This window comes from Streptococcus sp. k-628 (genome assembly GCF_013277475.1).
Taxonomy (GTDB): Bacteria; Bacillota; Bacilli; order Lactobacillales; family Streptococcaceae; genus Streptococcus.
On the sequence record NZ_VMMZ01000002.1, the window covers coordinates 1 to 24,468 of the forward strand.

Genomic DNA, 24,468 nt, shown 5'->3' on the forward strand with positions numbered 1-24,468 from the left:
AGACTCTGACAATGCCACTGTCTTTAAACGTAATTGTGACAATGGTCGTCTAGCAGAACTCTCCAACGACTTCCGTGTTCCCGAAGCGGTCTGCATCCGTTTTGCTCCTTAATAAAACATATAAAAAATGAACTTGGAATTTTCAAGTTCATTTTGTCTTATACTCAATGAAAATCAAAGAGCAAACTAGGAAACTAGCCGCAGGCTGTACTTGAGTACGGCAAGGCGACGTTGACGTGGTTTGAATTTGATTTGCGAAGAGTATTATCTTCATCTCGCGCTTGTCAGTTAACCTGCTTTTCCGATTGCGAGTGCGTAGATAAAGAAGATGGCGAAACCAAAGAGGAAAATCAATCCTGCAATAGCAAGGTGTTTGAGCCAAGAAGGAAGATGTTTGTTTTCACGCGTTACCAAGGCGTAGTTTAAAAGAGCGAAGAATGGTGTTGTCAGGAAAGAACCAATCATGGCAAAGCGGAGCATGGTTGAAACCTGACCAGCGAAGAACTTGATAATGACGATACCGATGATAGCAGTGATGGTCATCCAGATGTTCAAAGATTTACGATTGTCTTCTTTTTGACTGATTAGCAGTCGGAGAGATTCCTGATTGACGCGAGAATAGCCATCGATAACAGTGATAACTGTTCCAAAGATACACAGGAAGGCAATAAAGGTAATCAAGTAACGGGACCATTCGCCAAGAACAGAGGCATACATGCCCACGAATTGAGAGATGTATTTGGCTGAAGCAGCTTCAACCGCCTGCCCTGTAGGATACTGAATCAGTGCTCCCAGTGCCACAAAGAAGACGGCTAGGATAGCTGTTCCAATATAACCAGTGTTAAAGTCAAACAGAGCGTCTTCTGTGTTAAAGTTGACGGTCTTTCTCTTTTCAGCTGACCAAAGTGAATTGATAGCTGAAATTTCAATAGGAGCCGGCATCCATCCTAGGAGGGAGACGATGAAGGGCAGAGCTGCCATTTGCCAAGGTGTCTTCTCGACAAAATCAGAACTGTATTCTGGATGCTTGACCGCTGCGATGATAACTGCAAGAACAGTCGCAATGGTTAAGGCAGACATAATCCATTTGACCATGCCGTCTAAAAGTTTGTAGCCTCCAAAGAGTAGCATAGCCCAAATGATTGCAACGAGAATGAGGGACCACTGAGTAATGCTAAGTCCAATCATTGGGAAGGCGCTGGCGATGATAGCTGAGCACAGAATAGCGACACCAGCTGTGTTGACCATAGCCGAAAAGACATTGAGGATAAAGAAAATCCAGAGATAGAGTTTTCCTTTTTCGGCATAACCTTCAACCAAAGTCTTTCCAGTATCAGCTGTGTATTCAGCACCAAAACGGAAAAATGGATATTTAAAGACATTGGCTAAGATGACCAAGAGAAGTAGAGACCAACCGTAAGAACCGCCAGCTTGAGTGGAGGATACAATGTGGGAACCTCCAACAGCGGCAGTTGCCATTAGGATTCCAGGGCCCATTGCTTTTAGTTTACTTGTCCAGGTTGATTGATTTAACGAAATAGCTTGCGACATGATAGATGCTCCTTTTTGAATTTTCAGAATAATCTGGATATGTAATCTATATTCTACAAAAAACTTTGGGAAAATGCAAGAATATTTTGAAAAAAGATAGAAAATTACAGAAAATTTACAAAGAAGATCTGAAAATAACTGCTATGATAGCAAGGTACAGCAGGGTAAAGCAAAACCGAGAAGTTTCTTTCTCGGATTTGCTTATTATGAGTTTCTTACTTTCTATGCTCTAAGAGTTGATTGATGTGATCTACTTTTTTAGCCTCTCTTTTATAGAGAATAGCCCAGATAATGAGATAGACAATCGCAAACTCGATAATGAGTTGGAGATAGAAGATCCAGTGGAAGGGGAACCAACCTGCTAGGGTTGCTAGTGGGACAAAGCCAGCCAGCATAAGGAAGAAATGAGTCAGAGTTGCACGGAGCATGCTCCAGTCACGGCTGAATAAGCGGTTGCCAAAGTTGAAGAGCATACCGATAGCTGCCCAAATAAGTGTACAGTAGAGCAAGACCAGGGCACCGTGAACCTGATGCTGAGCCATCACTTGGCCGATGAGAGAGTAGGGATTCAGTGGGGCATAAGTACTCGGTGCATAAATGAGTGAAAAGATGATAGAGAGGATGAGGCCGATGAGGACACCAGTAGCTGCGTCGTGGAAGATTTGTTTTTTCATAGTTCTAATTTCTCCTTGATGGTTTTTAGATAACGGCGTGAAGAGTAGGTGAAGCTTTCGTTTTTCAAGAAAATTTCTACCAGGCCGTTGGGCGTAAGCTTGAGATGGGAGATGGAGTCGATATTGATGATTTCTGATTGGGAAATTTGGATAAAATTGGTTGGCAGGAGTTCAAGGACTTGATAGAGCCGTAAATCAATGTTGTAGGTCTGACTCGCCGTTTCTGCTAGAACCTTCCGATTCTCGATATAGAAGCGTTGTATCTTACCAATCTCAACGAGATAGACCTGATCATCGATTTTTCCTTTGATTTTTTCTTTTCGGTCAAGATTTTCTGCAAACTCGATGACTTTCTGGACTTTATCTGTGGGCTGAGGTGCTTGAACAATCAACTTTTCCTCTTCGTAAGTCTCACTAATCTGTAGTTCTACTTTCATAAATTTCTCTCCTTGTTTTTCATACAAAATTAATCTCACTTCTTGTACATCTTTATTAATACTCTTCAAAAATCAAATTCAAACCACGTCAGCGTCGTCTTGCCGTACTAAAGTACTGTCTGCGCCTAGCTTTCTAGTTTGCTCTTTGATTTTTATTGAGTATACCACTATTTTATGCCCCCTGGCAAGGGACTTTGTTTATGTGGAGGGATTTGGCTCCTATGTGGTGGAGCTTTTCTGTCCTTTCTGAAATATGGTATAATAGCACTAATCAATTTCTAGGAAAATAGATACGGAAAGGGGCAGAAAGAACTAGGGGAACAGTTGGAATTAGAAAGTGATAGGTATGAAAAGTGGCGTTGAAGCTGAATAAGTTTATAAAGCGTTTGAATGAAGAAATGGAAAGTAAATAAGTTGACGATGAATTACAAAATAGATTTTATCTACAATTTGTATCTTTCGAATCATTGATTTGAATTTTAGATTTAATCATGTTACAATTAACACTGAAATCAAATAGAAGAGGAAAATGCAAACGTGGGCACACTATTAGCAACAAGATTAAAAAATAGACGGAAAGAATTAAAAATGTCTCAGCGAGAACTAGCTGAAGGTATTTGTAAACAGGGGCAAATTAGCCGATTAGAGAGTGGCGAGTTCACGCCTGGAGCTGATTTTTTACATGCTCTGGCTAAAAAATTAAAAGTTAGTATGGACTATTTTTTTGATGAGAATATTGTAGAAGAAGTTGGTGAGCTATCAGAATTTAAGAAATTAGCACAGACTTTTATCACAAATCGTAATTATGAATCATTGAAATATATATATGAATTGGAGAATGTAAAAGCTCACCGCCTATCTTTAGCAGATAAAATCTACATGGAATGGATAAAATCTCTGATAGATTTTTATTTTTACGGACAGAAAGAAGATGCGATTGTACGATTAGAGGGGGTATTATCACAGTTAAGTGTATCTGATTTGAACTATCTCCAAGTTTCAAACACCCTATTCAATTTTTATTATGATATTGGAGATTTAGGTCGTTTCAATAAAATTCGTGAAAAACTAGAGTATCAAATAAATCAACTCAATTTGAGTACAATCGAAGAGTTAGAACTATCTATTAAGTTTAACTACAACGTTTGTCGTTATCTATGGTTACAGAAAAATATTGAAGAAGCTATTACTAAAATTACAGCTACTATAAAACAATGTAAGGCTTACAGAACGAATTATCTTTTGGCTGATTTGTACTTATTGATGGGAAACGTAAGTGAAAATTTCTCTTCTAAAAGTTCAGTGAAAGAATATTTTGAGACAGCTCATTTCCTTTACAAATTAGAGGAAAACATGTCAATGGCTTTGAAAGTTGAGCATTACATTGCAGATATAACAGAATAATGAATACGGTGTTCAAGTGAGCATCGTTTTTTAAACTTATCTTAGATACAAAAAAGTATCAAAAAAAAAAAAATAAAAAAACATTATAAAAATACTTGACGAGCTAATTTTGAAGTGATAAAATAAATGAAAGAAAAAAAGGAGAGGTATATGAGAAGCTTGTTTAAGAAAATAGTTGCTGTATTAGTTATTGGATTAATTCTGTTAGGGATTGCGAGAACACCTCAAGTTCGTAAGATAGCTAGAGGGATTGATCCAGGTCCAGCTAATATTATGCCGAAATAAAATTTGAAAGATTGGAAAATAAAAAATGAGAAAACCATATTTCAAAAAGCAGTTAGCTCTAATTCCGTATGAAAATAAATTATCAATAGGTTCTACTCCTGGATTTGCATTAGAAATATCAGATGATGACCATCTAGTGTATAATATATTGAAACTTTGTGATGGTTTTCATAGCGAGGAAGACATTGCCGATTTACTTTCTGTTGATTTCCCAACTATCACTATTAGAGAAGTGTCAGAAATTTTAAGCGAGTTAGAAAACTATCCTGTCGTTTTAGAAGATTTTGAACTAACTTTGAATAGTGAACTAACTCCTAACCAAATTGAAAGACATAGTAGAACTATGAATTTTTTATCTAATTTTGATGCGTCTGGTAATCACAAAATAGATTACATGAAAAAGATAATTGATTCGAATGTGTTAGTAATTGGTCTAGGAGGTGTTGGTTCATCTTTGGTAATGAATTTATCAGCACTAGGGGTAGGTACTATAATTGGAGTTGACTTTGATAGTGTTGATTTATCTAATTTAAATAGGCAAATTCTTTATAATGAGTCTGATATTGGTAAGCTCAAATCAGAATGTGCCACAAATAAGATTTCTGAATTTGATAGTAGTATCAAATTTATTACCTATCAGCTAAAAGTTACATCTCCAGCTGATGTGGAAAAATTAATAAACGATCATGAAATTGATTTTGTATTTTGTGCTGCCGATCAACCTTCTATTTGGATTTATAAATGGATTAACGAAGCCTGTTTTAAAACTGGAGTGGCTTGGTTGTATGGTGGCAATAGTGAAGCGTCTTCATATTTTCAAACGATTATTCCAGAGGAATCAAGTTGTTTTAATTGTAGGGAACTTAATTTGAAGATGAAATCATCAGAGGGATTTGTGAAGTACAATGAAGTTTTAAAAAATGGGTATGCAACACAAAATAACTGTTTGGCTGCAACATCTTCTTGTATCACATCATTCATGATATTTGATTTTATCCGATTTATTACTGATATAGAAAAACCTAGGGTCCTAAATAAAATCCTGACAATTGATTATAGAGATTACGATATTTCATATGAAAGTATAGAAACTAATCAAGATTGTTTTTGTTGTCATCATGTCCCTGGAGAGGGACGTTAATCAATACTACTAATTAATTAGGAGGAAAAGTCTCATGGCAGATAATAAAAAGCCTAAGAAAATTGAGATTAAAGTGTTGGACACTGTCGAGCTCACAAAGCGTGGCGGTCGTAATACTATTAATCCAGAATCATAGTGAAGTTTAGAACTTTGCTTTTTGGGACATAATCGAGCTTTTATCTATTTTATGATTAGTGTCATTATTAATTTAGAACGATAGTTTTATAAATTGGTAAAAAAGGTTCGATTATTTTTGATTCGTTAGTTTGATACTAATCGTTTTAGAGTTTGGTGACGATGTCCCGAACTCTTTTTAAAAAAGGAGCTAGCTTATGGACATCAAGAAAGAATCCATTTCAGTAAAATTGATTGACAGTGATTTAATAGAGTTGATTAATTTGCAAACAGGACAAAAGGCTAATATAAATAAATTGACCTATGATGTTATATGTTCTTTGATCAACGAAGAAGAGTCCGAAATTTTTGGAAAGTTTGAAATTTCAGAATGTGAATTAGCTCAAGTAAAGAAGATGATGTTAGATTTAAATTTACTTAGTAATAATAAAAATTCGATTATTTTAAATAGAGAGCTTGGAAATTCTATTTTTGATAGTGATATGAATGACTATGATAAAAGAATTTTATTTGTGGGTCTTCCATATGATTCAGGATCTACTGGACCTACAGGTTCTAAGGAGGCGCCGAATTATATTAGAAGATACTACTCTGGTTTTTCATCAACTAGTAATGATTTTTATTTCCAGTCTTGCTCTTTTACTTATTCAAGTCAATTCGGAAGGTATGTTGAAGATTTTGGGAATATTCTTTATATTCCTGGAGAAGGATATAATGCGTTTCATGAAAGAGTAATAAACAATCTTAGTAAAGTAGAAAATAAAAAAATTCTTGGTTTTGGTGGTGACCATTCAGTATCCTATTCGATTTTGGAAGGATTAACTCAAAGAAATAAAGATGAAATTATTTATGTTAAATTTGATGCTCATTTTGACTGTGCTGGAACTAGTGAATTTCTTCCTATTAATCATCATAATTATGTTGAAAAAATTAGAGAAAAGGAAAACGTTTCGATATGGCATATTGGAGTTAGAGAACCTAGATTACCATTTTATGAAACAAGAGATGATTTATTTATAACTGATTTTAATCAACTTAACGATATGATAAACAAGAATAGAAATAAAAAATTCTATCTCTCAATAGATGTAGATATACTAGAACCTATGAATAATCCTGGAACGGCATATCAAATTCCAGAAGGTTTTGAGATAGATGAATTAATTTCTTTTCTTGATTTATTTGATAAGATAAATATTATTGGATTAGATGTTGTAGAGTTTAATCCCCTATTAGATAGAAATAACTCGTCTTTGAAGAATGTAAAAAAAATATTAACCAGAGCAATTAGATTGTTGGAGACATTATGAAGGCACTTATTATTTTAGATTGTCAAAAGGGAATGATTTCGGGAAAACAGTTTGATAAAGAATTGTCTAATATAAAATCATTGCTAGATTACATAAAAGAAAAGAAGGGTATTATTATTTCGACAAAACATATTGATTATGAACCAACTTCTATTATCTATTTTAGTGATAAATCTAAGTCTGACTTAGAAAGTTTTGTGGAATCTAAATCAGACTATATTATAGAAAAGAGTACACCGAATATTTTTATCCAAACTGATTTATTAGAGATATTGAAGAAAAATAACGTTGATGAAGTAGTAATATGTGGATTTAATGCCGAATATTGTTGTCTGTTTAGTGCAATTATATTCAATGATAGAGGATTTAAAGTTACTTATATAGAAGATGCAACTTCTTCTGTCAATACTCCTGATACATATGAAATGCCCGGGCTAGATATTGTTGATTTTGTAGGATGCATCTTAGATTGGTCAGGGTTAATTGAGGTATTGTATTATGAAGAATACTTATCGAAATATTGAGTTTTTTTCTGATTTTTTTCTACGTCAGGAATCAAAAGAAACAATCATTATTGGTAGAACTTCTATAAATAAATATATAGAAATACCTTATGATACTATCGGTATTATTAATGATATTTATCACCAGAAAATCATTTTAGATGAATATGATAATTATAAAGTAGAAGATATAGATGAGTTTATTCGAAATTTAATTGAACTCAATTTTATAGAGTATGCTGATGGTAAAAAATTTGAGTCAGAAACTATTAATATTGATGGGATTAGTTTTCCATTGATTACTCAAGATATATTAAAAAAGATTTTTACCAAAAAATTTTTTATTGCATTACTTATCTATTTAATTACTACTTACTCTTTTATTATTGCTAAACATTCCGACTTATTTAATTTGAATTATAAGCAAATATTTTTTTCTAGGTCGTTATTATTAATTACGTTTACTATAACAATTCTGGATTTTATTTTAGTATTTTTGCATGAATTTAGTCATTTTATGGCAATTAGACTATTGAGTGGTGAATTAGGTCATGTTGGAATTGGTCGGCGATTATTTTATTTTGTGTTCCAAACTAAAATTGATAATATTTGGATTTTAGGAAAGACAAAAAGAATTATTGTATACTTATCGGGTATAATATGTGACTTATTTATTTTATCATTATTGTGTTTATGTTCAATTATTCTAAAGAATGGACTTTTATTTAGTATTACTAGAATTGCAGAGTTTCTGCTCATTGTTGGTATATTGTTTGAGTTTAAGTTCTATCTAAAAACAGATTTATATTATTTGATTTCAGATTTATCAAATTCAAGAAATCTTATGAATGAGTCTAGAATGGTGTTAAAGAACTTTTTTACTAAAAGAAAATCGAAAAATATTATTGCAAGTATTTACTCTATTTTAATGATTATTGGTATCTTTATAGAAATTGCGATCGTAGCTTTGATAGGTTTCCCATCATTTTTATTTGTTCTAACACAAACTATAGAGGACTTTATGAATAGTAATTGGGATTATTTTTTTGCTAATTTGTTAGTTATTTCTTTGGGCACTTTGGAATTTATATTGATTTCTTATTTATTTTGTAAAGAAAAATCATCTAATTTAAAATTGTTTTTTCAAAAATATTGACAATAAGAAAGTTGGCTCATATAGGTGAACCGCACCCCAAAAGTTAGACAGGAAAACTCTAACTTTTGGGGTGTTTTTTGATGAAACTCAATTACGAAGATAAAGTTCATATCTATGAATTGAGAAAACAAGGTGCTACTTGGGCACAACTTTCTGAAAAATATGGTGTCGTGACAAGCAATCTTAAATAATAGAGTAACTACATTAGTAGCTTAAAAACGTGATTAAATCGCTATTCTTAGGACTAGCGATTTTTCTTTTTGTATAAAAAGTGGAGTAAGTATATATAGTCATTTAGTTTTAAAAGAGCGCTCTAAACATTCAAAAATATTTGGGACTTTCCTTAATAAATCCGTCACTTTCTTCTTCAAGATAGCCCAATCTTGCTCAATAGGATTCAAATCTGGTGAATAAGGCGGTAGAGGCAAGAAAAAGTGTTTATCTTGGATGCACAGTTCATCCAAGATGTTCTTGGGATGAAAACTAGTATTGTCCATGACAATGACATAAAGTGTCTTCAAAGCAGGTAGGACTAGCGTTTTGAACCACTCCACAAAGAAATCACTTGTCATACTTTCCTTGTAAATCATGGGATCTATAAACTCTCCATCTACTTGTTATGAAACAATTAAAGTCCGCTCAAAAAACCGTCCGCTAATCTTTTCATATACTTTCTCTCCTCGCCTAGCTTTCTAGTTTGCTCTTTGATTTTTATTGAGTATACCACTATTTTACGCCCTTTGGCAAGGGACTTTGTCTATGTGGAGGGATTTGGCTCCTATATGGCGGAGCTTTTCTGTCCTTTCTGAAATATGGTATAATAGCACTAATCAATTTCTAGGAAAATAGATACAGAAAGGGGCTGAAAGATGTCTCATATTATTGAATTGCCAGAGGTGCTGGCAAACCAGATCGCAGCTGGAGAGGTTATCGAGCGTCCAGCTAGCGTTGTTAAGGAGCTGGTAGAAAACGCCATTGACGCGGGCTCTAGTCAGATTATCATTGAGATTGAGGAAGCAGGTCTCAAGAAGATTCAAATCACAGATAATGGTCATGGAATTGCTCACGATGAAGTAGAATTAGCCTTGCGTCGTCATGCGACCAGTAAGATAAAAAATCAGGCAGATCTCTTTCGGATTCGGACGCTTGGTTTTCGTGGTGAAGCTCTGCCTTCTATCGCGTCTGTCAGTGTACTGACTCTGTTGACGGCTATGGATGGTGCAAGTCACGGAACTAAGCTAGTCGCGCGTGGGGGAGAAGTTGAAGAAGTCATCCCAGCGACTAGTCCTGTGGGAACCAAGGTTTGTGTAGAGGATCTCTTTTTTAACACGCCTGCCCGCCTCAAGTATATGAAGAGCCAGCAAGCGGAGCTGTCTCATATCATTGATATTGTCAATCGTCTGGGTTTGGCCCATCCTGAGATTTCTTTCAGTTTAATTAGTGATGGCAAGGAAATGACGCGAACAGCGGGAACAGGTCAATTGCGCCAAGCTATCGCAGGGATTTACGGTTTGGCGAGTGCCAAGAAGATGATTGAAATTGAGAATTCGGATCTTGATTTCGAAATTTCAGGTTTTGTGTCCTTGCCTGAGTTAACTCGGGCCAATCGCAATTATATCAGTCTCTTCATCAATGGTCGTTATATCAAGAATTTCCTACTCAATCGTGCTATTCTTGACGGTTATGGCAGTAAGCTCATGGTGGGGCGTTTTCCACTGGCTGTCATTCACATTCATATTGACCCTTATCTAGCGGATGTCAATGTGCATCCGACTAAGCAAGAGGTGCGGATTTCTAAGGAAAAAGAACTGATGACGCTGGTCTCAGAAGCTATTGCAAATAGTCTTAAGGAACAAACCTTGATTCCAGATGCCTTGGAAAATCTTGCCAAATCGACTGTGCGCAATCGTGAGAAGGTGGAGCAGACCATTCTCCCACTCAAAGAAAATACGCTCTACTATGAGAAAACAGAGGCAACTAGACCTAGTCAAGCTGAGGTGGCTGATTATCAGGTGGAATTGACTGAGGAAAGGCAGGATTTGACTCTGTTTGCCAAAGAAACCTTGGATCAATTGACTAAGCCGGCAAAACTGCATTTTGCAGAGAGAAAGCCTGCTAATTATGACCAACTAGACCATCCAGAGCTAGATTTAGCCAGTCTGGATAAGGCCTATGACAAGCTGGAGCGAGAAGAATCATCCAGCTTCCCAGAGTTGGAATTTTTCGGGCAAATGCATGGAACCTATCTCTTTGCCCAAGGGCGAGATGGACTCTACATCATAGACCAGCATGCGGCTCAGGAACGGGTCAAGTACGAGGAGTACCGTGAAAGTATTGGGAATGTTGACCAGAGCCAGCAGCAACTCCTAGTGCCCTATATCTTTGAATTTCCAGCGGATGATGCCCTTCGTCTCAAGGAAAGAATGGCACTTTTGGAGGAAGTTGGGGTCTTTCTAGCAGAGTACGGAGAAAATCAATTTATTCTACGTGAACATCCTATCTGGATGGCAGAGGAGGAGATTGAGTCAGGCATCTATGAAATGTGTGATATGCTACTCTTGACCAAGGAAGTTTCTATCAAGAAATACCGAGCAGAGCTGGCTATCATGATGTCCTGCAAGCGATCTATCAAGGCCAATCATCGTATCGATGACCATTCAGCCAGACAGCTCCTCTATCAACTTTCTCAATGTGACAATCCCTACAACTGTCCTCACGGACGTCCTGTTTTGGTGCATTTTACCAAGTCGGATATGGAAAAGATGTTCCGACGTATTCAGGAAAATCACACCAGTCTCCGTGAGTTGGGGAAATATTAAACAAAAAGGAAAACTATGTACGAATATTTAAAAGGAATCATTACCAAAATCACTGCTAAATACATTGTTCTTGAAGTCAACGGTATCGGTTATATTTTGCATGTGGCCAATCCTTATGCTTATTCAGGACAGGTCAATCAAGAAGCTCAAATTTATGTTCATCAAGTTGTACGTGAGGACGCTCATCTGCTTTATGGTTTTCGCTCAGAAGACGAGAAAAAGCTCTTTCTCAGTCTGATTTCGGTATCTGGGATTGGTCCTGTATCAGCTCTGGCCATTATCGCTGCCGATGACAATGCTGGCTTGGTTCAAGCCATCGAAACCAAGAATATTACCTACTTGACCAAGTTCCCTAAAATTGGCAAGAAAACAGCCCAGCAGATGGTGCTGGACTTGGAAGGCAAGGTAGTAGTTGCTGGAGATGACCTTCCTGCTAAGGTCGCAGTGCAAGCAAGCGCTGAAAACCAAGAATTGGAAGAAGCCATGGAAGCCATGTTGGCACTGGGATACAAGGCGACCGAACTCAAGAAAATCAAGAAATTCTTTGAAGGAACGACAGATACAGCTGAGAACTATATCAAGTCGGCCCTTAAAATGTTGGTTAAATAGGAGCAGAGCATGACAAAACGTTGTTCGTGGGTCAAGATGACCAATCCTCTCTATATCACCTATCATGATGAGGAGTGGGGGCAGCCCCTCCATGATGACCAAGCATTGTTTGAGTTGTTGTGTATGGAAACCTATCAGGCAGGCCTGTCTTGGGAAACGGTGCTCAACAAACATCAAGCTTTCCGAGAAGCATTTTATGGCTATCAAATTCAAGCGGTCGCAGAAATGACCGATACTGAATTGGAAGACTTGCTGGATAATCCAGCCATCATCCGAAATAGAGCCAAGATTTTTGCTACACGCGCTAACGCCCAAGCCTTTCTACGATTACAGGCAGAATATGGCTCTTTTGATGCCTATCTTTGGTCTTTTGTTGAGGGGAAAACTGTCGTTAATGATATTCCTGATTATCGCCAATCCCCAGCTAAAACCGCTTTGTCTGAGAAATTAGCCAAAGATCTCAAAAAACGAGGCTTCAAGTTCACAGGCCCAGTCGCCGTCTTGTCTTTTCTACAAGCAGCAGGGCTGGTTGATGACCATGAGAATGATTGTGAGTGGAAAAGCGGTCATTAGTGTGTACAGGTAACTAGCATATCTGAGAATAGAATATAGAAAAAAGCTGAGAAACTTTTCCCAGCTTTTTATATATACTATTAGATTTGTTAGAGTGAAGTCAAAAAAGTGATTCCACCTAAAATAACACCAGCTGAATTTGGAATGATTAGTATCCAATCCTTCTTAGGTTCCTTTGTCCATCCATAAATAACCCAGATTAAGCAAGATATAGCAGCTGATAAAGGTTGAAATGGTTGAGCTTTATTTCCCTGTAAATTAGCGATAATTTGAGGTATGTAGGCAATAAATACTATAATTCCAATAAAGGCACCAATAGAACCTACGATTCGATTAATTTTTTGTTTTGTCATATACACCTCCTTCAAAAGGATAACATAGAAATTAGCGAAATGCAATAAATTCAGATACAAATTGTAACGAAAACGAATACAAAAGCACAAAAATAGAGAAACTATTTATTTTTTGTTATAGTCAAAGCGAATGACTTGCTCCTGTGCATCTACATGGGCATGGACGCCAAAGGGAACAATGGCTCTTGGAGTTGCGTGGCCGACATTTAGATTATAGAGAATCGGAATATTGCTGTCAATAATATCCAATAGTGCCTCTTTATAGTCGTCATAGAAAGTTTCATCCATAGGTTTTCCGACCAGGAGTCCACTGATGGCCTCGAATATACCAGTGTTCTTTAAAGTCTGCAACATCTTTTTGAAGTCTTCCGGCTCAGGCTTTTCTTCGCTTGTCTCTAGCAAGAGGATTTTTCCTTCCCAGTCTGACAAGTCAGGGAAAAGTTTGTACTTTTGGCAGAGGTTCGTGCTATCTGCGTATCGAGAATTGTCAAAGATATCATAGAGAGATTCGAGACAGCCACCGAGGATTTTTCCCTCGAACTGGGCATTTCCTTGCAATAATTCAAAACCGGTATTTTCATGACTGACACGAGGGGTCCCCAGAGCCTTGGGACTGAAGTCAGTTCGTTCCTCATACCAAACGTCACTAGGGCGGATTTCTGAGATTCTTCCCGTCTCAATCAATTCTTTGAAGTAGTGAAGGCTATAGGGCAACATCTCCTTGTCCAATTCACAAATGTCTGCTAAGAAGGATTGACCGTAAAAAGTCTTGATTCCTAGTTTATGCAATATGAGATGGTTCATGGTTGTATCCGAAAAGCCAAGAAAAATTTTTTGTTTGATAACCTTTTGGAGTTGGTCATTTTCAAAAAGATAAGGTAGTAAGCGATAGGTATCGTCTCCACCAATGGCGCATAGGATCATATCGATGCTATCATCAGAAAAGGCATGAATCAAATCCTCTGCACGCGCTTCAGGATGGTCCTTGATAAAGTCTAATCCTTTTTGCGAATGGGGCAAAAAGATAGGATTGAGTCCCAGGTCCTTGAGACGTTGGACACCCAAGTCCACTTCGTGTTTGACAAAGTCCTCTCCGATAATGCCACTAGATAAACTAACAATACCAATAGTAGAAATCATATTTTATCCTCCTAGAAATAGATTGAGCCTATTTTATCACAAAAGATTAGATAGAGCTATGTGGGATGTCAGAAGAATACTTTAAAATCAAAAAAGAGCCGTAAAAAAGCAACCGCATCTGCAGTTGCTTTTATCATTCTTCTTAATAGCGTGTTGGTCCTGCACTTGCGCTGCGGATGTTCAAGCGTTTCTTGAGATAGAAGCGAAGGGCTAGGAGGGCTGCTCCGATAATAGCCAGTGGCAATGGAGCAAGTACTGGGTTAAGGCTAGCTGGTAGGAAGCTTGTTGCAAAGAAGACAAGCAACCAAAGGAACATAGAAACTAGGATAACCAGTACAGATTTCCAGAAAGGTGGACGTTGACTGCGGTCCATATCAGGCCCGTAGTATTGGTAAACAAAGTAGTACATCAAGTAGAAGGCAAATCCACCAACCAGTCCAACTAAGAGGAGGGTAATCAATCCATAGCCGAAAGCTTGATCTGCTGAGAAGAAGGTTGTGAGGGCGCTGACGAGGGCAAAGAGGCTAGTGATGAAAAGAGCTGAGTCCATAATCATGAGTTTGGGATCATCATTTTCTTTTGGATGCTCTTTTTCGTATTGCTCCTTGACAGTGAAACTATGAGCCCAGTGGGTTGGTGCGCCATAGAGGGAACGAGCAGTCGTACCTTTGGCTTGCTCTTCAAGGATTTGGGGAATAACTTCCTCAAAAATAGCCTTGATTTCAGCGTCTGTTTTCCCATCTTTGATGAATTGTTGGGTAGCGATGTGGACAAACTCTTGGTTTTTCTTAGTTAATTTTTGTAGATCAATCTGAGACATAGGAACTCCTCTTAGAACCATTTTTTATGGATGAGATAGAGAGTGAGCGAGACACTCATAGCAAAGGCGATAAAGACGATTAACCAGAAGGCATTCGGCTCGCCGTTTAGGGGGATTTCATTATCCTTAAAGTTCATCCCGTAGGCAGAAAAGACCATGGTTGGGATGGACATGACGATGGTCACAAGGGCCAAGGTTTTCATGATGTTGTTCTGGTTGTTGGAAATGATAGAGGCGAAGGTCTCTGTCATAGAATGCAAGACGTTTCCATAAATGTCTGCCATCTCGATGGCCTGTTGGGTTTCAATCAGGGTATCTTCAAGCAGGTCCTCGTCTTCAAGGTATTTCTTGATATTGCTGGTTGAGCTGGTCAATTTCTTAATCACACGCTCATTTGTTTTGAGGGAGGCCTTGAAATAGACGATGGTTTTTTCCAATTCCATGAGCTCAATCAATTCTTCATTACGAGTTGATTGATGCAGTTGACTTTCGATTTGCTCACTCTTACGGTCGATTGAACGAAGGGCTGTTAGGTAAAGCTCTGCATTGCGATAGAGAATTTGAAAGATAAAACGCGAACGCATGAAGGTGTAGAAATTACGCAATCGACGGTTGATAAAGACATCGAGGACTGGTAGAGGTTCCAAACACGTAGTGATAATGGTTTCCTCAGTGATGATAATACCAAGCGGGATGGTTACGTAGTAGGTGCGGTTATTTCTTTCTTCTGTGACCGGCACGTCAACGATAATCAGGGTATACTCGTCTTCAATGGTAATACGAGACATTTCTTCCGCATCGAGCGGTGCTCGAAGGTCCGCAATATCAATATCGAAGGCGTTGGCGATTTCGAGTGATTCATTTTGAGTCGGATTGACGAGATTGATCCAAGTACCCGGTTCAAGCGTATCGATCTCTTTAAATTCAGTTGTTGTAGAGAGAAAAACTTGTTTCATATCCCTTATCCTTTCTCATTTTTCAGATTTTTTCACACCGTACTATTATACTACAAAATCGGCCTTTTGGGTAATAGAATCTCACTTTTTTTGGTATAATGGTAAGCAATAATGGACTAGAAAGAACAAAGATGCAAGATAAAATTGTCATTCATGGGGCGCGTGCCCATAATTTAAAAAATATTGATGTGGAGATTCCGCGAGATAAGCTGGTTGTAGTGACTGGCTTGTCAGGTTCAGGGAAATCCAGTCTGGCCTTTGATACCCTCTATGCGGAGGGACAACGTCGCTATGTGGAGAGTTTGTCAGCCTATGCTCGTCAGTTTTTGGGCAATATGGAAAAACCAGATGTAGACGCTATTGATGGTCTCAGCCCAGCTATTTCCATTGACCAGAAAACGACTAGCAAAAACCCTCGCTCGACGGTGGGAACCACGACTGAAATCAATGACTATCTGCGTCTCCTCTACGCGCGTGTGGGGACGCCCTACTGTATCAACGGGCATGGGGCTATCAAGGCTTCTTCTGTGGAGCAAATCGTGGATAAGGTTTTAGAATTGCCTGAACGCCAGCGCTTGCAGATTTTGGCCCCTGTCATCCGCAAGAAAAAAGGCCAACATAAGAGTGTCATTGAGAAGGTTCAGAAAGACGGGTATGTCCGTGTCCGTGTGGATGGGGAAGTCTATGATGTGACCGAAGTGCCAGAGTTGTCCAAGAGCAAGCAACACAATATTGATGTCGTGGTTGACCGTATTGTCATCAAGGAGGGCATTCGTAGCCGTCTCTTTGATTCCATTGAGGCTGCCCTTCGTATCGCAGAAGGTTACGTCATTATCGACACTATGGACGACTCTGAGTTACTGTTCTCTGAGCATTATGCCTGCCCAGTTTGTGGATTTACTGTCCCAGAGTTAGAGCCACGTCTCTTCTCATTCAATGCTCCTTTTGGCTCTTGTAGTGAGTGTGACGGCTTGGGCATCAAGCTGGAGGTGGATACTGATTTGGTGGTGCCAGATGCCAGCAAAACGCTACGCGAGGGAGCCTTGGCTCCTTGGAATCCTATCTCATCCAACTACTATCCAAACATGCTAGAGCAGGCTATGACAGCCTTTGGAGTGGATATGGATAAGCCTTTTGAGGACTTGTCAGAAGAAGATAAGAACTTGATTCTCTATGGGTCTGATGGCAAGGAATTCCATTTCCACTATGAGAATGAATTTGGTGGTGTGCGCGATATCGATATTCCTTTTGAGGGAGTTGTTAATAATATCAAACGTCGCTACCATGAAACTAATAGTGACTACACCCGCACCCAGATGCGCCTCTACATGAATGAGCTGACTTGCGGAACCTGTCACGGTTATCGTCTCAATGACCAGGCCTTGTCTGTCCGTGTGGGTGGCGAGAACGGCCCACATATCGGAGAAATTTCAGACCTGTCTATCGCAGATCACTTGGAATTAGTCAGTCAGTTGACTCTTTCTGAAAACGAAGCCATCATTGCTCGGCCTATTCTCAAGGAAATCAAGGACCGTTTGACCTTCCTTAATAATGTGGGTCTTAACTATCTAACCCTGTCACGCTCAGCAGGAACCCTTTCAGGTGGGGAAAGTCAGCGTATTCGTTTGGCAACCCAGATTGGTTCCAACCTATCAGGTGTCCTTTATATTCTAGACGAGCCGTCAATCGGTCTTCACCAGAGGGACAATGACCGTCTGATTGCTAGTCTGAAAAAGATGCGCGACTTGGGTAATACTCTTATCGTGGTGGAACACGACGAAGATACCATGCGCGAGGCGGATTATCTGATTGACGTTGGTCCTGGTGCCGGTGTTTTTGGTGGGGAGATTGTTGCTGCAGGTACGCCCAAACAGGTGGCTCGCAACAGCAAGTCTATCACAGGCCAGTACTTGTCAGGCAAACGTGCCATTCCAGTGCCAGAAGAGCGCCGTACCGGAAATGGTCGTTTTATCGAGGTGATGGGAGCGCGTGAGAATAACTTGCAAAATGTCACAGCTCGCTTTCCACTAGGAAGATTCATCGCGGTGACAGGTGTGTCAGGTTCAGGGAAATCGACCTTAATCAACAGTATCCTCAAAAAAGCTATTGCCCAGAAGCTCAACCGTAATTCAGATAAGCCTGGTAAGTTTAAAACGATTACAGGGATTGAGCATGTAGACCGATTGATTGACATTGACCAGAGCCCTATCGGACGAACGCCAAGGTCTAACCCTGCTACCTATACAGGAGTCTTTGACGATATACGTGACCTCTTTTCTCAGACAAATGAAGCTAAGATTCGAGGCTACAAGAAGGGTCGTTTCAGTTTCAATGTCAAGGGTGGTCGTTGTGAAGCCTGCTCAGGTGACGGGATTATCAAGATTGAGATGCACTTCTTGCCAGATGTTTATGTGGCTTGTGAAGTCTGCCATGGAACCCGCTACAACAGTGAGACTCTAGAAGTTCATTACAAGGAAAAAAATATCTCGCAGGTCTTGGATATGACCGTCAACGATGCGGTGGAGTTCTTCCAACATATTCCAAAGATTCAACGTAAACTTCAGACTATCAAGGATGTAGGACTGGGATATGTAACGCTAGGGCAACCAGCTACCACCCTTTCTGGGGGAGAAGCCCAGCGTATGAAACTGGCTAGTGAACTCCACAAACGATCGACAGGAAAATCTTTCTACATTCTGGACGAGCCGACGACAGGGCTTCATACCGAGGATATCGCTCGTTTGCTTAAAGTCTTAGCTCGCTTTGTAGACGATGGCAATACAGTCCTCGTCATTGAACACAATTTAGACGTTATCAAGACAGCAGACCATATCATCGACTTGGGACCTGAGGGCGGTGTCGGTGGTGGAACCATCATCGCAACAGGAACTCCAGAAGAAGTAGCGGCCAATGAAGCCAGCTACACAGGACATTATTTGAAAGGAAAGTTACATCATGAATAAACGTGTACAAGCATTTCTAGCTAAAATGCAAGAAAAAGAACTAGATGGTATCATCATCAACAACCTTAAAAACGTCTATTACCTGACTGGTTTTTGGGGCTCAAACGGAACAGTCTTTATCAGCCGTGACCGTCAGGTCTTGGTGACAGACTCTCGCTATATCATTGCAGCCAAGCAAGAAACCAGTGGTTTTGAGATTGTGGCTGACCGTGATGAATTGGCTGTCATTGCAGGCATTGTTAAGGATATGGGCTTGTCTCGAATCGGTTTTGAAGATGAGATTTCAGTTTCTTATTATCATCGTATGCAGGCCGCCTTTGAAAGAATTGACTTGCTTCCACAAACTCAGTTTGTTGAAGGTCTTCGAATGATTAAGGATGAAGCGGAGATTGCAGCTATTCGCAAGGCTTGTTCTATCTCAGACCAAGCTTTCCGCGATGCGCTTGACTTTATCAAACCAGGAAAGACTGAAATTGAGATTGCCAACTTCCTTGACTTCCGCATGCGTGAGTTGGGAGCATCTGGCTTGTCTTTTGACACCATTCTAGCTAGCGGTATCAACTCTTCTAAACCTCATGCCCATCCCATGCACAAACCAGTTGAGCTAGGAGAAGCCATTACTATGGACTTTGGATGCCTCTACGACCACTATGTCAGTGATATGACACGGACTATCTATCTAGGACATGTTAGCGACGAGCAAGCAGAGATTTACAATACAGTTCTAAAAGCTAACCAAGCCTTGATTGACCAAGCCAAGGCTGGTTTAGGTTTCCGTGACTTTGACAAAATCCCTCGTGATATTATCATCGAGGCAGGCTATGGCGACTACTTTACTCACGGTATCGGACACGGTATTGGACTGGATATTCATGAGGAACCATACTTTAGCCAGACTTCTACAGAAACTATTAAGGCAGGTATGGCCTTGACCGATGAACCAGGTATCTACATCGAAGGTAAATATGGTGTTCGTATCGAGGATGATATCCTGATTACAGAGACAGGTTGTGAATTATTGACCCTTGCTCCAAAAGAGTTGATAGTTATTTAAGAGTTAAACAACTCAAATGATTGACTTTTAAATTTTAAAGGTTTATACTGAAAAACGAAAACGGTAGGTGAGGCTACCATAGGGATACGGATGACTACCGCAAAGCAGTGGAGACACTACTCGTTGGTCAACAGTCCTGGTCGCGAAGGCCAAGACTAAGCTCATTACATTGCCCTATGGAGTTAAAGCTTGAACGAAAAACAGATAATTAGTTTTTTAATCCTGCCATTTTATGGTGGGATTTTCTACTGTTTAAATCAAAGAAAGGAGATAAACGATGCAAATTGACGATCATCCGGAACCGCACATACACAGCCAATCGCTGATTTGTGTCGTTCTGTCCTTATAAAGTGATTGGTCTCTGTGTATGAAACACATCATTCATACAGATAGGAGAAACCAATGAAAACTACAAAAGAAAGATTAGCAACAGCTATTCATACATCTTTAAACGAAACTCTATCTTTTTATAAGACAAGTCTAACAGGCTTGACTGAGGAGCAGGTGGAGAAAAATCGTGACCTATATGGCGAAAATACCATCACAAAGGGTCAAGAAGACAGTATCCTCAAAAAGATTTACGAATCCATTATCAATCCTTTTACGATTATCTTACTGGTCATCGCCGTGATTTCCTTGGTGACCAATGTCTGGTTGGCAAAACCAGGTCAAGAAGATCCGACGACTTCTATTATCATCGTTGTCCTAGTCCTCATTTCTGGTGGCATACGCTTTGTCCAAGAACTCCGTAGTGATAAGGCTACGACCAATCTATCAAAAATGATTGTCAACACAGCGACTGTCATTCGTCAAGGAGAAATCCAAGAAGTGCCTATCGATGATTTGGTAGTGGGTGACGTGGTTAAATTAAGTGCTGGAGACATGATTCCAGCAGATCTTCTTTTATTTGAGTCGCGCGATTTCTTTGTACAACAGTCGGGCTTGACAGGTGAAAGTGAATCGGTTGAAAAATTGGCCTTGACCAAGGCAACAGTTCAACAATCTGATAGTCTGCTAGAAGCAGAAGCGCTAGCCTTTATGGGAACCAATGTCTTGTCTGGTAGTGCCAAGGCCGTGGTTTTAGCAGTTGGTGATGATACCATGATGGGGGCCATTGAGCAGACTTTGAACACCTATGACGAGCCTACTTCGTTTGAGCGGGAGATGAATAGTATTTCGTGGCTCTTGATTCGTTTGATGCTGGTCATGGTGCCCATCGTTTTCTTGTCCAATGGTTTAACAGATGGTGACTGGCTGGAAGCTGGCGTATTTGCTTTGAGTGTTGGTGTTGGATTGACACCTGAGATGCTTCCTATGATTATCACGGCCAGTCTAGCAAAAGGCTCCATCATTATGGCCAAGGAAAAAGTGGTTATCAAGAAACTCAATGCCATACAGGACTTAGGGGCGATTGATATTTTGTGTACAGATAAGACAGGAACTCTAACCCAAGACGAAATTGTCCTTGAATATCCCTTGGACATCCATGGACGCTTGGATTTGACCGTCTTGAGACGAGCTTATCTCAATTCTTATTTTCAAACGGGCTTGAAAAATTTGATGGACAGAGCCATCATCAAACGGACTGAAAAGGAAGCCAAAGAACACGCCCTCTTGCAAAATCTGGCTCAAACTTTTCAAAAAATAGATGAGCTTCCCTTTGATTTTGAACGTAGACGGATGAGTGTTATCGTTAAGGATGAACACGAGGTTGTTAGTTTGGTAACCAAGGGTGCCCTAGAGGAAATGTTGACGATTTCCAGTCATGCGGAATACCATGGAGTGATTACTCCCTTGACAGATGTTATTAGAGAAGAAATTTTAGCAGAAGTCAGACAACTAAATCAACAAGGTTTGCGTGTCTTGGGAGTGGCCTATAAGTCAGGTTTGAGGGAAGGTCATGCCTATACAGTTGATGACGAAGGGGATATGATTCTAACTGGTTATTTAGCCTTCCTAGATCCTCCTAAACCATCTGCAGCACCAGCAATTAAGGCTCTGTTAGAGCATGGGGTTCAAACAAAGATTTTGACGGGAGACAACGAAAAAGTTACCCAAGCAGTCTGTGAAAAGGTTGGTTTGGATATCAATCAGATGCTGTTGGGGTCTGAAATTGATCAGATGAGTAATCAAGAATTGGCCCAAGCCGTAGAGGAGGTAACTGTCTTCGCCAAACTTTCTCCGGACCAAAAAGCAAGGATTATTCTGCAATTTAAGGCTAATGGTCATGCTGTCGGCTATATGGGAGATGGGATCAATGATGCTCCTTCTATGAAAGTTGCAGATGTGGGGATTTCTGTTGATACAGCAGTAGATATTGCCAAAGAAACAGCTGATGTTATCCTACTTGATAAGGATCTCATGGTGCTGGAAAAAGGACTTGTTGAAGGGCGTAAGGTCTATGCCAATATGACTAAATATATCAAAATGACAGTGAGTTCTAATTTTGGAAATATCTTATCCCTATTAGTCTCTGGAATCTTTTTGCCATTTTTACCAATGGCACCAGTCCATTTGATTATCCTAAATCTAGTCTATGATTTGTCTTGTATTGCCTTGCCTTTTGACAAGGTGGATAAAGATTTTTTGAGAAATCCGCATACCTGGGAAGCTAAGTCCATCACACGTTTCATGATTTGGATGGGGCCTATCTCTTCTGCCTTTGATATTTTGACCTTCAGTTTGCTCTATTTTATCATTGTACCTATGACAACAGGTCAAGCTTATGTTCATGGGGCAGAGTCTGCCGTAGGCTTTATTGTTTTGTTCCAAACGGGTTGGTTTATCGAGTCCATGTGGTCTCAGACTATGGTTATCCATATGTTGCGTTCAGCCAAAATTCCTTTTTTACAAAGTCGTCCAGCTTGGCTAGTCCTTGTGACAACCTTATTGGCTGCAGCCTTTGTGACCTTCCTTCCTTACAGTCCACTAGCTAGCCTTCTTCATCTAACTCCTTTGAAACCGATTTATTTTATCTTTTTGATTTTCATCATCATTTTGTACATGATTAGCGTGACAATCGTGAAAAAAATCTATATCAAGAAATATAAAGAATGGCTGTAAATTTCATTTTGTCAAGAAAAAAGTGTGAAAATGACGAAAAAAGTCAAAAAAATTTAAAAATAGGTCGCAAGTCGGATGTTTTTTATGGTATAATAGACTAAACTGATAGTAACATGTAGCGAAAGGGGTAGGTACATGATTAAAATTTATACAGTCTCAAGTTGTACTAGCTGTAAAAAAGCAAAAACCTGGCTCAATGCCCACCAGTTAAGTTATAAAGAACAAAACCTTGGTAAAGAAGGAATTACGAGAGAAGAATTACTGGATATTCTAACCAAAACAGATAACGGAATAGCCAGCATCGTTTCGTCTAAAAATCGCTATGCCAAAGCCCTTGGAGTGGATATTGAAGATTTGAGTGTCAATGAAGTCCTCAATCTGATTATGGAAACACCGAGAATTTTAAAGAGCCCAATTCTTGTGGATGAAAAACGCCTACAAGTTGGCTACAAGGAAGACGATATTCGTGCCTTCCTACCACGCTCTGTCCGTAATGTAGAAAATGCAGAAGCACGTTTGCGTGCAGCTCTATAAACATCAAGACTGGGAGCAACTCCCAGTCTTATTCTATTTTAATTTCAAAAAGAAAGAAGAAAGAAATGAAAAAAATAGTTCTTGTTAGTCTAGCTTTCCTTTTTGTCCTGGTTGGTTGCGGACAGAAAAAAGAAACTGGACCAGCTACAAAAACAGAAAAGGATACGCTTCAGTCGGCATTGCCAGTTATTGAAAATGCTGAGAAGAATACAGTTGTAACCAAGACTTTGATCTTGCCCAAGTCAGATGATGGTAGCCAGCAAACCCAAACCATTACATACAAGGACAAGACTTTTTTGAGCTTAACGATTCAACAAAAACGTCCAGTTTCTGATGAGTTGAAAACTTATATTGACCAACATGGAGTGGAAGAAACTCAAAAAGCTCTCCTTGAGGCGGAGGAGAAGGATGAGGCTATCATAGCAGCTCGTAAATTAGCAGGCTTTAAGCTTGAAACCAAATTATTGAGCGCAACAGAACTTCAAACAACGACTAGTTTTGATTTTCAAGTTTTGGATGTCAAGAAGGCTTCTCAGTTAGAATATTTGAAGAATATTGGTTTAGAGAATCTCTTGAAGAATGAACCAAGCAAATATATTTCAGACAGGTTGGCAAATGGTGCGACAGAACAGTAGAAAATCCAAATAAATAGACTGCCTGAATTGTAGAACGTAAGGAATTATGCTATAATGGTACTATTCTAAGGAAAGAGGGTGTTAGAATGGGATTTACTGAAGAAACAGTACGTTTTAAATTGGACGATTCCAATAAAAAAGAAATTAGCGAAACTTTGACTGATGTCTATGCTTCGTTGAACGATAAGGGCTACAACCCAATTAACCAAATCGTAGGCTACGTATTGAGTGGAGACCCTGCCTACGTTCCTCGTTATAATAATGCACGAAATCAAATCCGTAAGTATGAGCGTGATGAAATCGTTGAGGAATTGGTCCGCTACTACCTTAAAGGACAAGGAGTCGATCTATAA

Annotated in this window: 24 protein-coding genes, 1 pseudogene and 1 riboswitch; of the genes and pseudogenes, 17 read left to right on the forward strand and 8 right to left on the reverse strand. The window is 39.3% G+C overall.

The genetic code is table 11. From position 1 onward, the window contains the following. Positions 1-112 (forward strand): beta-propeller fold lactonase family protein (locus tag HT730_RS00125; protein WP_173306445.1); only part of this gene is annotated, 112 nt, incomplete at its 5' end. A 176-nt stretch (positions 113-288) separates the two neighbouring features. Here the strand turns inward: HT730_RS00125 and HT730_RS00130 are convergent. The 3 genes from HT730_RS00130 to HT730_RS00140 all read right to left on the reverse strand — a co-directional run bounded on the left by HT730_RS00130 (position 289) and on the right by HT730_RS00140 (position 2,662). Further along, entirely contained in the window at positions 289-1,551 is a 1,263-nt protein-coding gene (locus tag HT730_RS00130; RefSeq protein WP_173306446.1) for an NRAMP family divalent metal transporter, read from the reverse strand. Between the two features lie 215 nt (positions 1,552-1,766). Continuing rightward, a complete protein-coding gene (locus tag HT730_RS00135; RefSeq protein WP_000743982.1) occupies positions 1,767-2,225 on the reverse strand; it encodes a DUF3021 domain-containing protein in 459 nt (152 codons plus the stop codon). Continuing rightward, positions 2,222-2,662 (reverse strand): LytTR family DNA-binding domain-containing protein, encoded by a 441-nt coding sequence (locus tag HT730_RS00140; protein WP_000861971.1) that lies wholly within the window; start codon positions 2,660-2,662, stop codon positions 2,222-2,224. Before HT730_RS00140 ends, HT730_RS00135 begins: the two co-directional genes overlap by 4 nt. A gap of 537 nt (positions 2,663-3,199) precedes the next feature. Here HT730_RS00140 and HT730_RS00145 point away from each other — a divergent pair. The 7 genes from HT730_RS00145 (at position 3,200) to HT730_RS10350 (ending at position 8,787) form a co-directional block, all read left to right on the forward strand. Further along, positions 3,200-4,066 (forward strand): helix-turn-helix domain-containing protein, encoded by an 867-nt coding sequence (locus HT730_RS00145; protein WP_173306447.1) that lies wholly within the window; start codon positions 3,200-3,202, stop codon positions 4,064-4,066. A gap of 126 nt (positions 4,067-4,192) precedes the next feature. Further along, the gene (locus HT730_RS00150) at positions 4,193-4,351 is read left to right on the forward strand and encodes a hypothetical protein (RefSeq protein WP_173306444.1); all 159 of its coding nucleotides are present in this window, start codon (positions 4,193-4,195) and stop codon (positions 4,349-4,351) included. 25 nt (positions 4,352-4,376) lie between these two features. Further along, the gene (locus HT730_RS00155; protein ID WP_173306448.1) at positions 4,377-5,492 is read left to right on the forward strand and encodes a ThiF family adenylyltransferase; all 1,116 of its coding nucleotides are present in this window, start codon (positions 4,377-4,379) and stop codon (positions 5,490-5,492) included. Between the two features lie 332 nt (positions 5,493-5,824). After that, positions 5,825-6,937 (forward strand): arginase family protein, encoded by a 1,113-nt coding sequence (locus HT730_RS00160; RefSeq protein ID WP_173306449.1) that lies wholly within the window; start codon positions 5,825-5,827, stop codon positions 6,935-6,937. Beyond that, positions 6,934-7,461, forward strand: a complete 528-nt coding sequence (locus HT730_RS00165; RefSeq protein ID WP_050223301.1) for an isochorismatase family protein — start codon at positions 6,934-6,936, stop codon at positions 7,459-7,461. The genes HT730_RS00160 and HT730_RS00165 overlap by 4 nt, the downstream gene beginning before the upstream one ends. Next, entirely contained in the window at positions 7,436-8,596 is a 1,161-nt protein-coding gene (locus tag HT730_RS00170; RefSeq protein ID WP_173306450.1) for a hypothetical protein, read from the forward strand. Before HT730_RS00165 ends, HT730_RS00170 begins: the two co-directional genes overlap by 26 nt. An 80-nt stretch (positions 8,597-8,676) precedes the next feature. Next, entirely contained in the window at positions 8,677-8,787 is a 111-nt protein-coding gene (locus tag HT730_RS10350; RefSeq protein ID WP_191995007.1) for a fucose isomerase, read from the forward strand. A gap of 99 nt (positions 8,788-8,886) precedes the next feature. Here the strand turns inward: HT730_RS10350 and HT730_RS00175 are convergent. Then, positions 8,887-9,288, reverse strand: a pseudogene (locus tag HT730_RS00175) (transposase); the annotation flags it as partial. 177 nt (positions 9,289-9,465) lie between these two features. Here HT730_RS00175 and mutL point away from each other — a divergent pair. Genes mutL through HT730_RS00190 form a run of 3 tightly spaced genes read left to right on the forward strand, consistent with a single transcriptional unit; the run spans position 9,466 to position 12,597 of the window. Further along, complete coding sequence (mutL, locus tag HT730_RS00180; protein WP_173306452.1) at positions 9,466-11,415, forward strand: DNA mismatch repair endonuclease MutL; 1,950 nt, start codon at positions 9,466-9,468, stop codon at positions 11,413-11,415. Positions 11,416-11,430: 15 nt separating this feature from the next. After that, positions 11,431-12,024 carry a Holliday junction branch migration protein RuvA gene (gene ruvA / locus HT730_RS00185; RefSeq protein ID WP_000273423.1) on the forward strand — a complete coding sequence of 198 codons (594 nt, stop codon included), beginning with the start codon at positions 11,431-11,433 and terminating at the stop codon, positions 12,022-12,024. A 9-nt stretch (positions 12,025-12,033) separates the two neighbouring features. Further along, positions 12,034-12,597, forward strand: a complete 564-nt coding sequence (locus HT730_RS00190) for a DNA-3-methyladenine glycosylase I (protein WP_173306453.1) — start codon at positions 12,034-12,036, stop codon at positions 12,595-12,597. A gap of 89 nt (positions 12,598-12,686) precedes the next feature. Here HT730_RS00190 and HT730_RS00195 read toward each other — a convergent pair whose 3' ends face one another. The 4 genes from HT730_RS00195 to HT730_RS00210 all read right to left on the reverse strand — a co-directional run bounded on the left by HT730_RS00195 (position 12,687) and on the right by HT730_RS00210 (position 15,866). Then, positions 12,687-12,950 (reverse strand): SemiSWEET family transporter, encoded by a 264-nt coding sequence (locus tag HT730_RS00195; protein ID WP_000166114.1) that lies wholly within the window; start codon positions 12,948-12,950, stop codon positions 12,687-12,689. A gap of 105 nt (positions 12,951-13,055) precedes the next feature. Continuing rightward, positions 13,056-14,090 carry a S66 peptidase family protein gene (locus tag HT730_RS00200; protein ID WP_173306454.1) on the reverse strand — a complete coding sequence of 345 codons (1,035 nt, stop codon included), beginning with the start codon at positions 14,088-14,090 and terminating at the stop codon, positions 13,056-13,058. A 142-nt stretch (positions 14,091-14,232) separates the two neighbouring features. Continuing rightward, complete coding sequence (locus HT730_RS00205) at positions 14,233-14,910, reverse strand: DUF1129 domain-containing protein (RefSeq protein WP_173306455.1); 678 nt, start codon at positions 14,908-14,910, stop codon at positions 14,233-14,235. 11 nt (positions 14,911-14,921) lie between these two features. Beyond that, on the reverse strand, positions 14,922-15,866 hold the full coding sequence (locus HT730_RS00210) for a magnesium transporter CorA family protein (RefSeq protein ID WP_000815623.1): 945 nt from the start codon (positions 15,864-15,866) through the stop codon (positions 14,922-14,924). Between the two features lie 131 nt (positions 15,867-15,997). Between HT730_RS00210 and uvrA the strand changes: the two genes are divergently transcribed. The 6 genes from uvrA (at position 15,998) to HT730_RS00240 (ending at position 24,468) form a co-directional block, all read left to right on the forward strand. Continuing rightward, positions 15,998-18,829 (forward strand): excinuclease ABC subunit UvrA, encoded by a 2,832-nt coding sequence (gene uvrA / locus HT730_RS00215; RefSeq protein ID WP_173306456.1) that lies wholly within the window; start codon positions 15,998-16,000, stop codon positions 18,827-18,829. Next, positions 18,822-19,883 (forward strand): Xaa-Pro peptidase family protein, encoded by a 1,062-nt coding sequence (locus tag HT730_RS00220; protein ID WP_173306457.1) that lies wholly within the window; start codon positions 18,822-18,824, stop codon positions 19,881-19,883. Before uvrA ends, HT730_RS00220 begins: the two co-directional genes overlap by 8 nt. Positions 19,884-19,940: 57 nt before the next feature. Beyond that, positions 19,941-20,091, forward strand: a riboswitch (M-box (ykoK) riboswitch). A gap of 194 nt (positions 20,092-20,285) precedes the next feature. Then, the gene (mgtA, locus tag HT730_RS00225) at positions 20,286-22,946 is read left to right on the forward strand and encodes a magnesium-translocating P-type ATPase (protein WP_173306458.1); all 2,661 of its coding nucleotides are present in this window, start codon (positions 20,286-20,288) and stop codon (positions 22,944-22,946) included. Positions 22,947-23,081: 135 nt separating this feature from the next. Then, positions 23,082-23,480, forward strand: coding sequence for a transcriptional regulator Spx (gene spx / locus HT730_RS00230; RefSeq protein ID WP_000591165.1), 399 nt, complete (start codon positions 23,082-23,084; stop codon positions 23,478-23,480). Positions 23,481-23,545: 65 nt separating this feature from the next. Next, complete coding sequence (locus HT730_RS00235) at positions 23,546-24,115, forward strand: SP0191 family lipoprotein (RefSeq protein ID WP_173306459.1); 570 nt, start codon at positions 23,546-23,548, stop codon at positions 24,113-24,115. Between the two features lie 86 nt (positions 24,116-24,201). Further along, entirely contained in the window at positions 24,202-24,468 is a 267-nt protein-coding gene (locus HT730_RS00240; protein ID WP_000507059.1) for an IreB family regulatory phosphoprotein, read from the forward strand.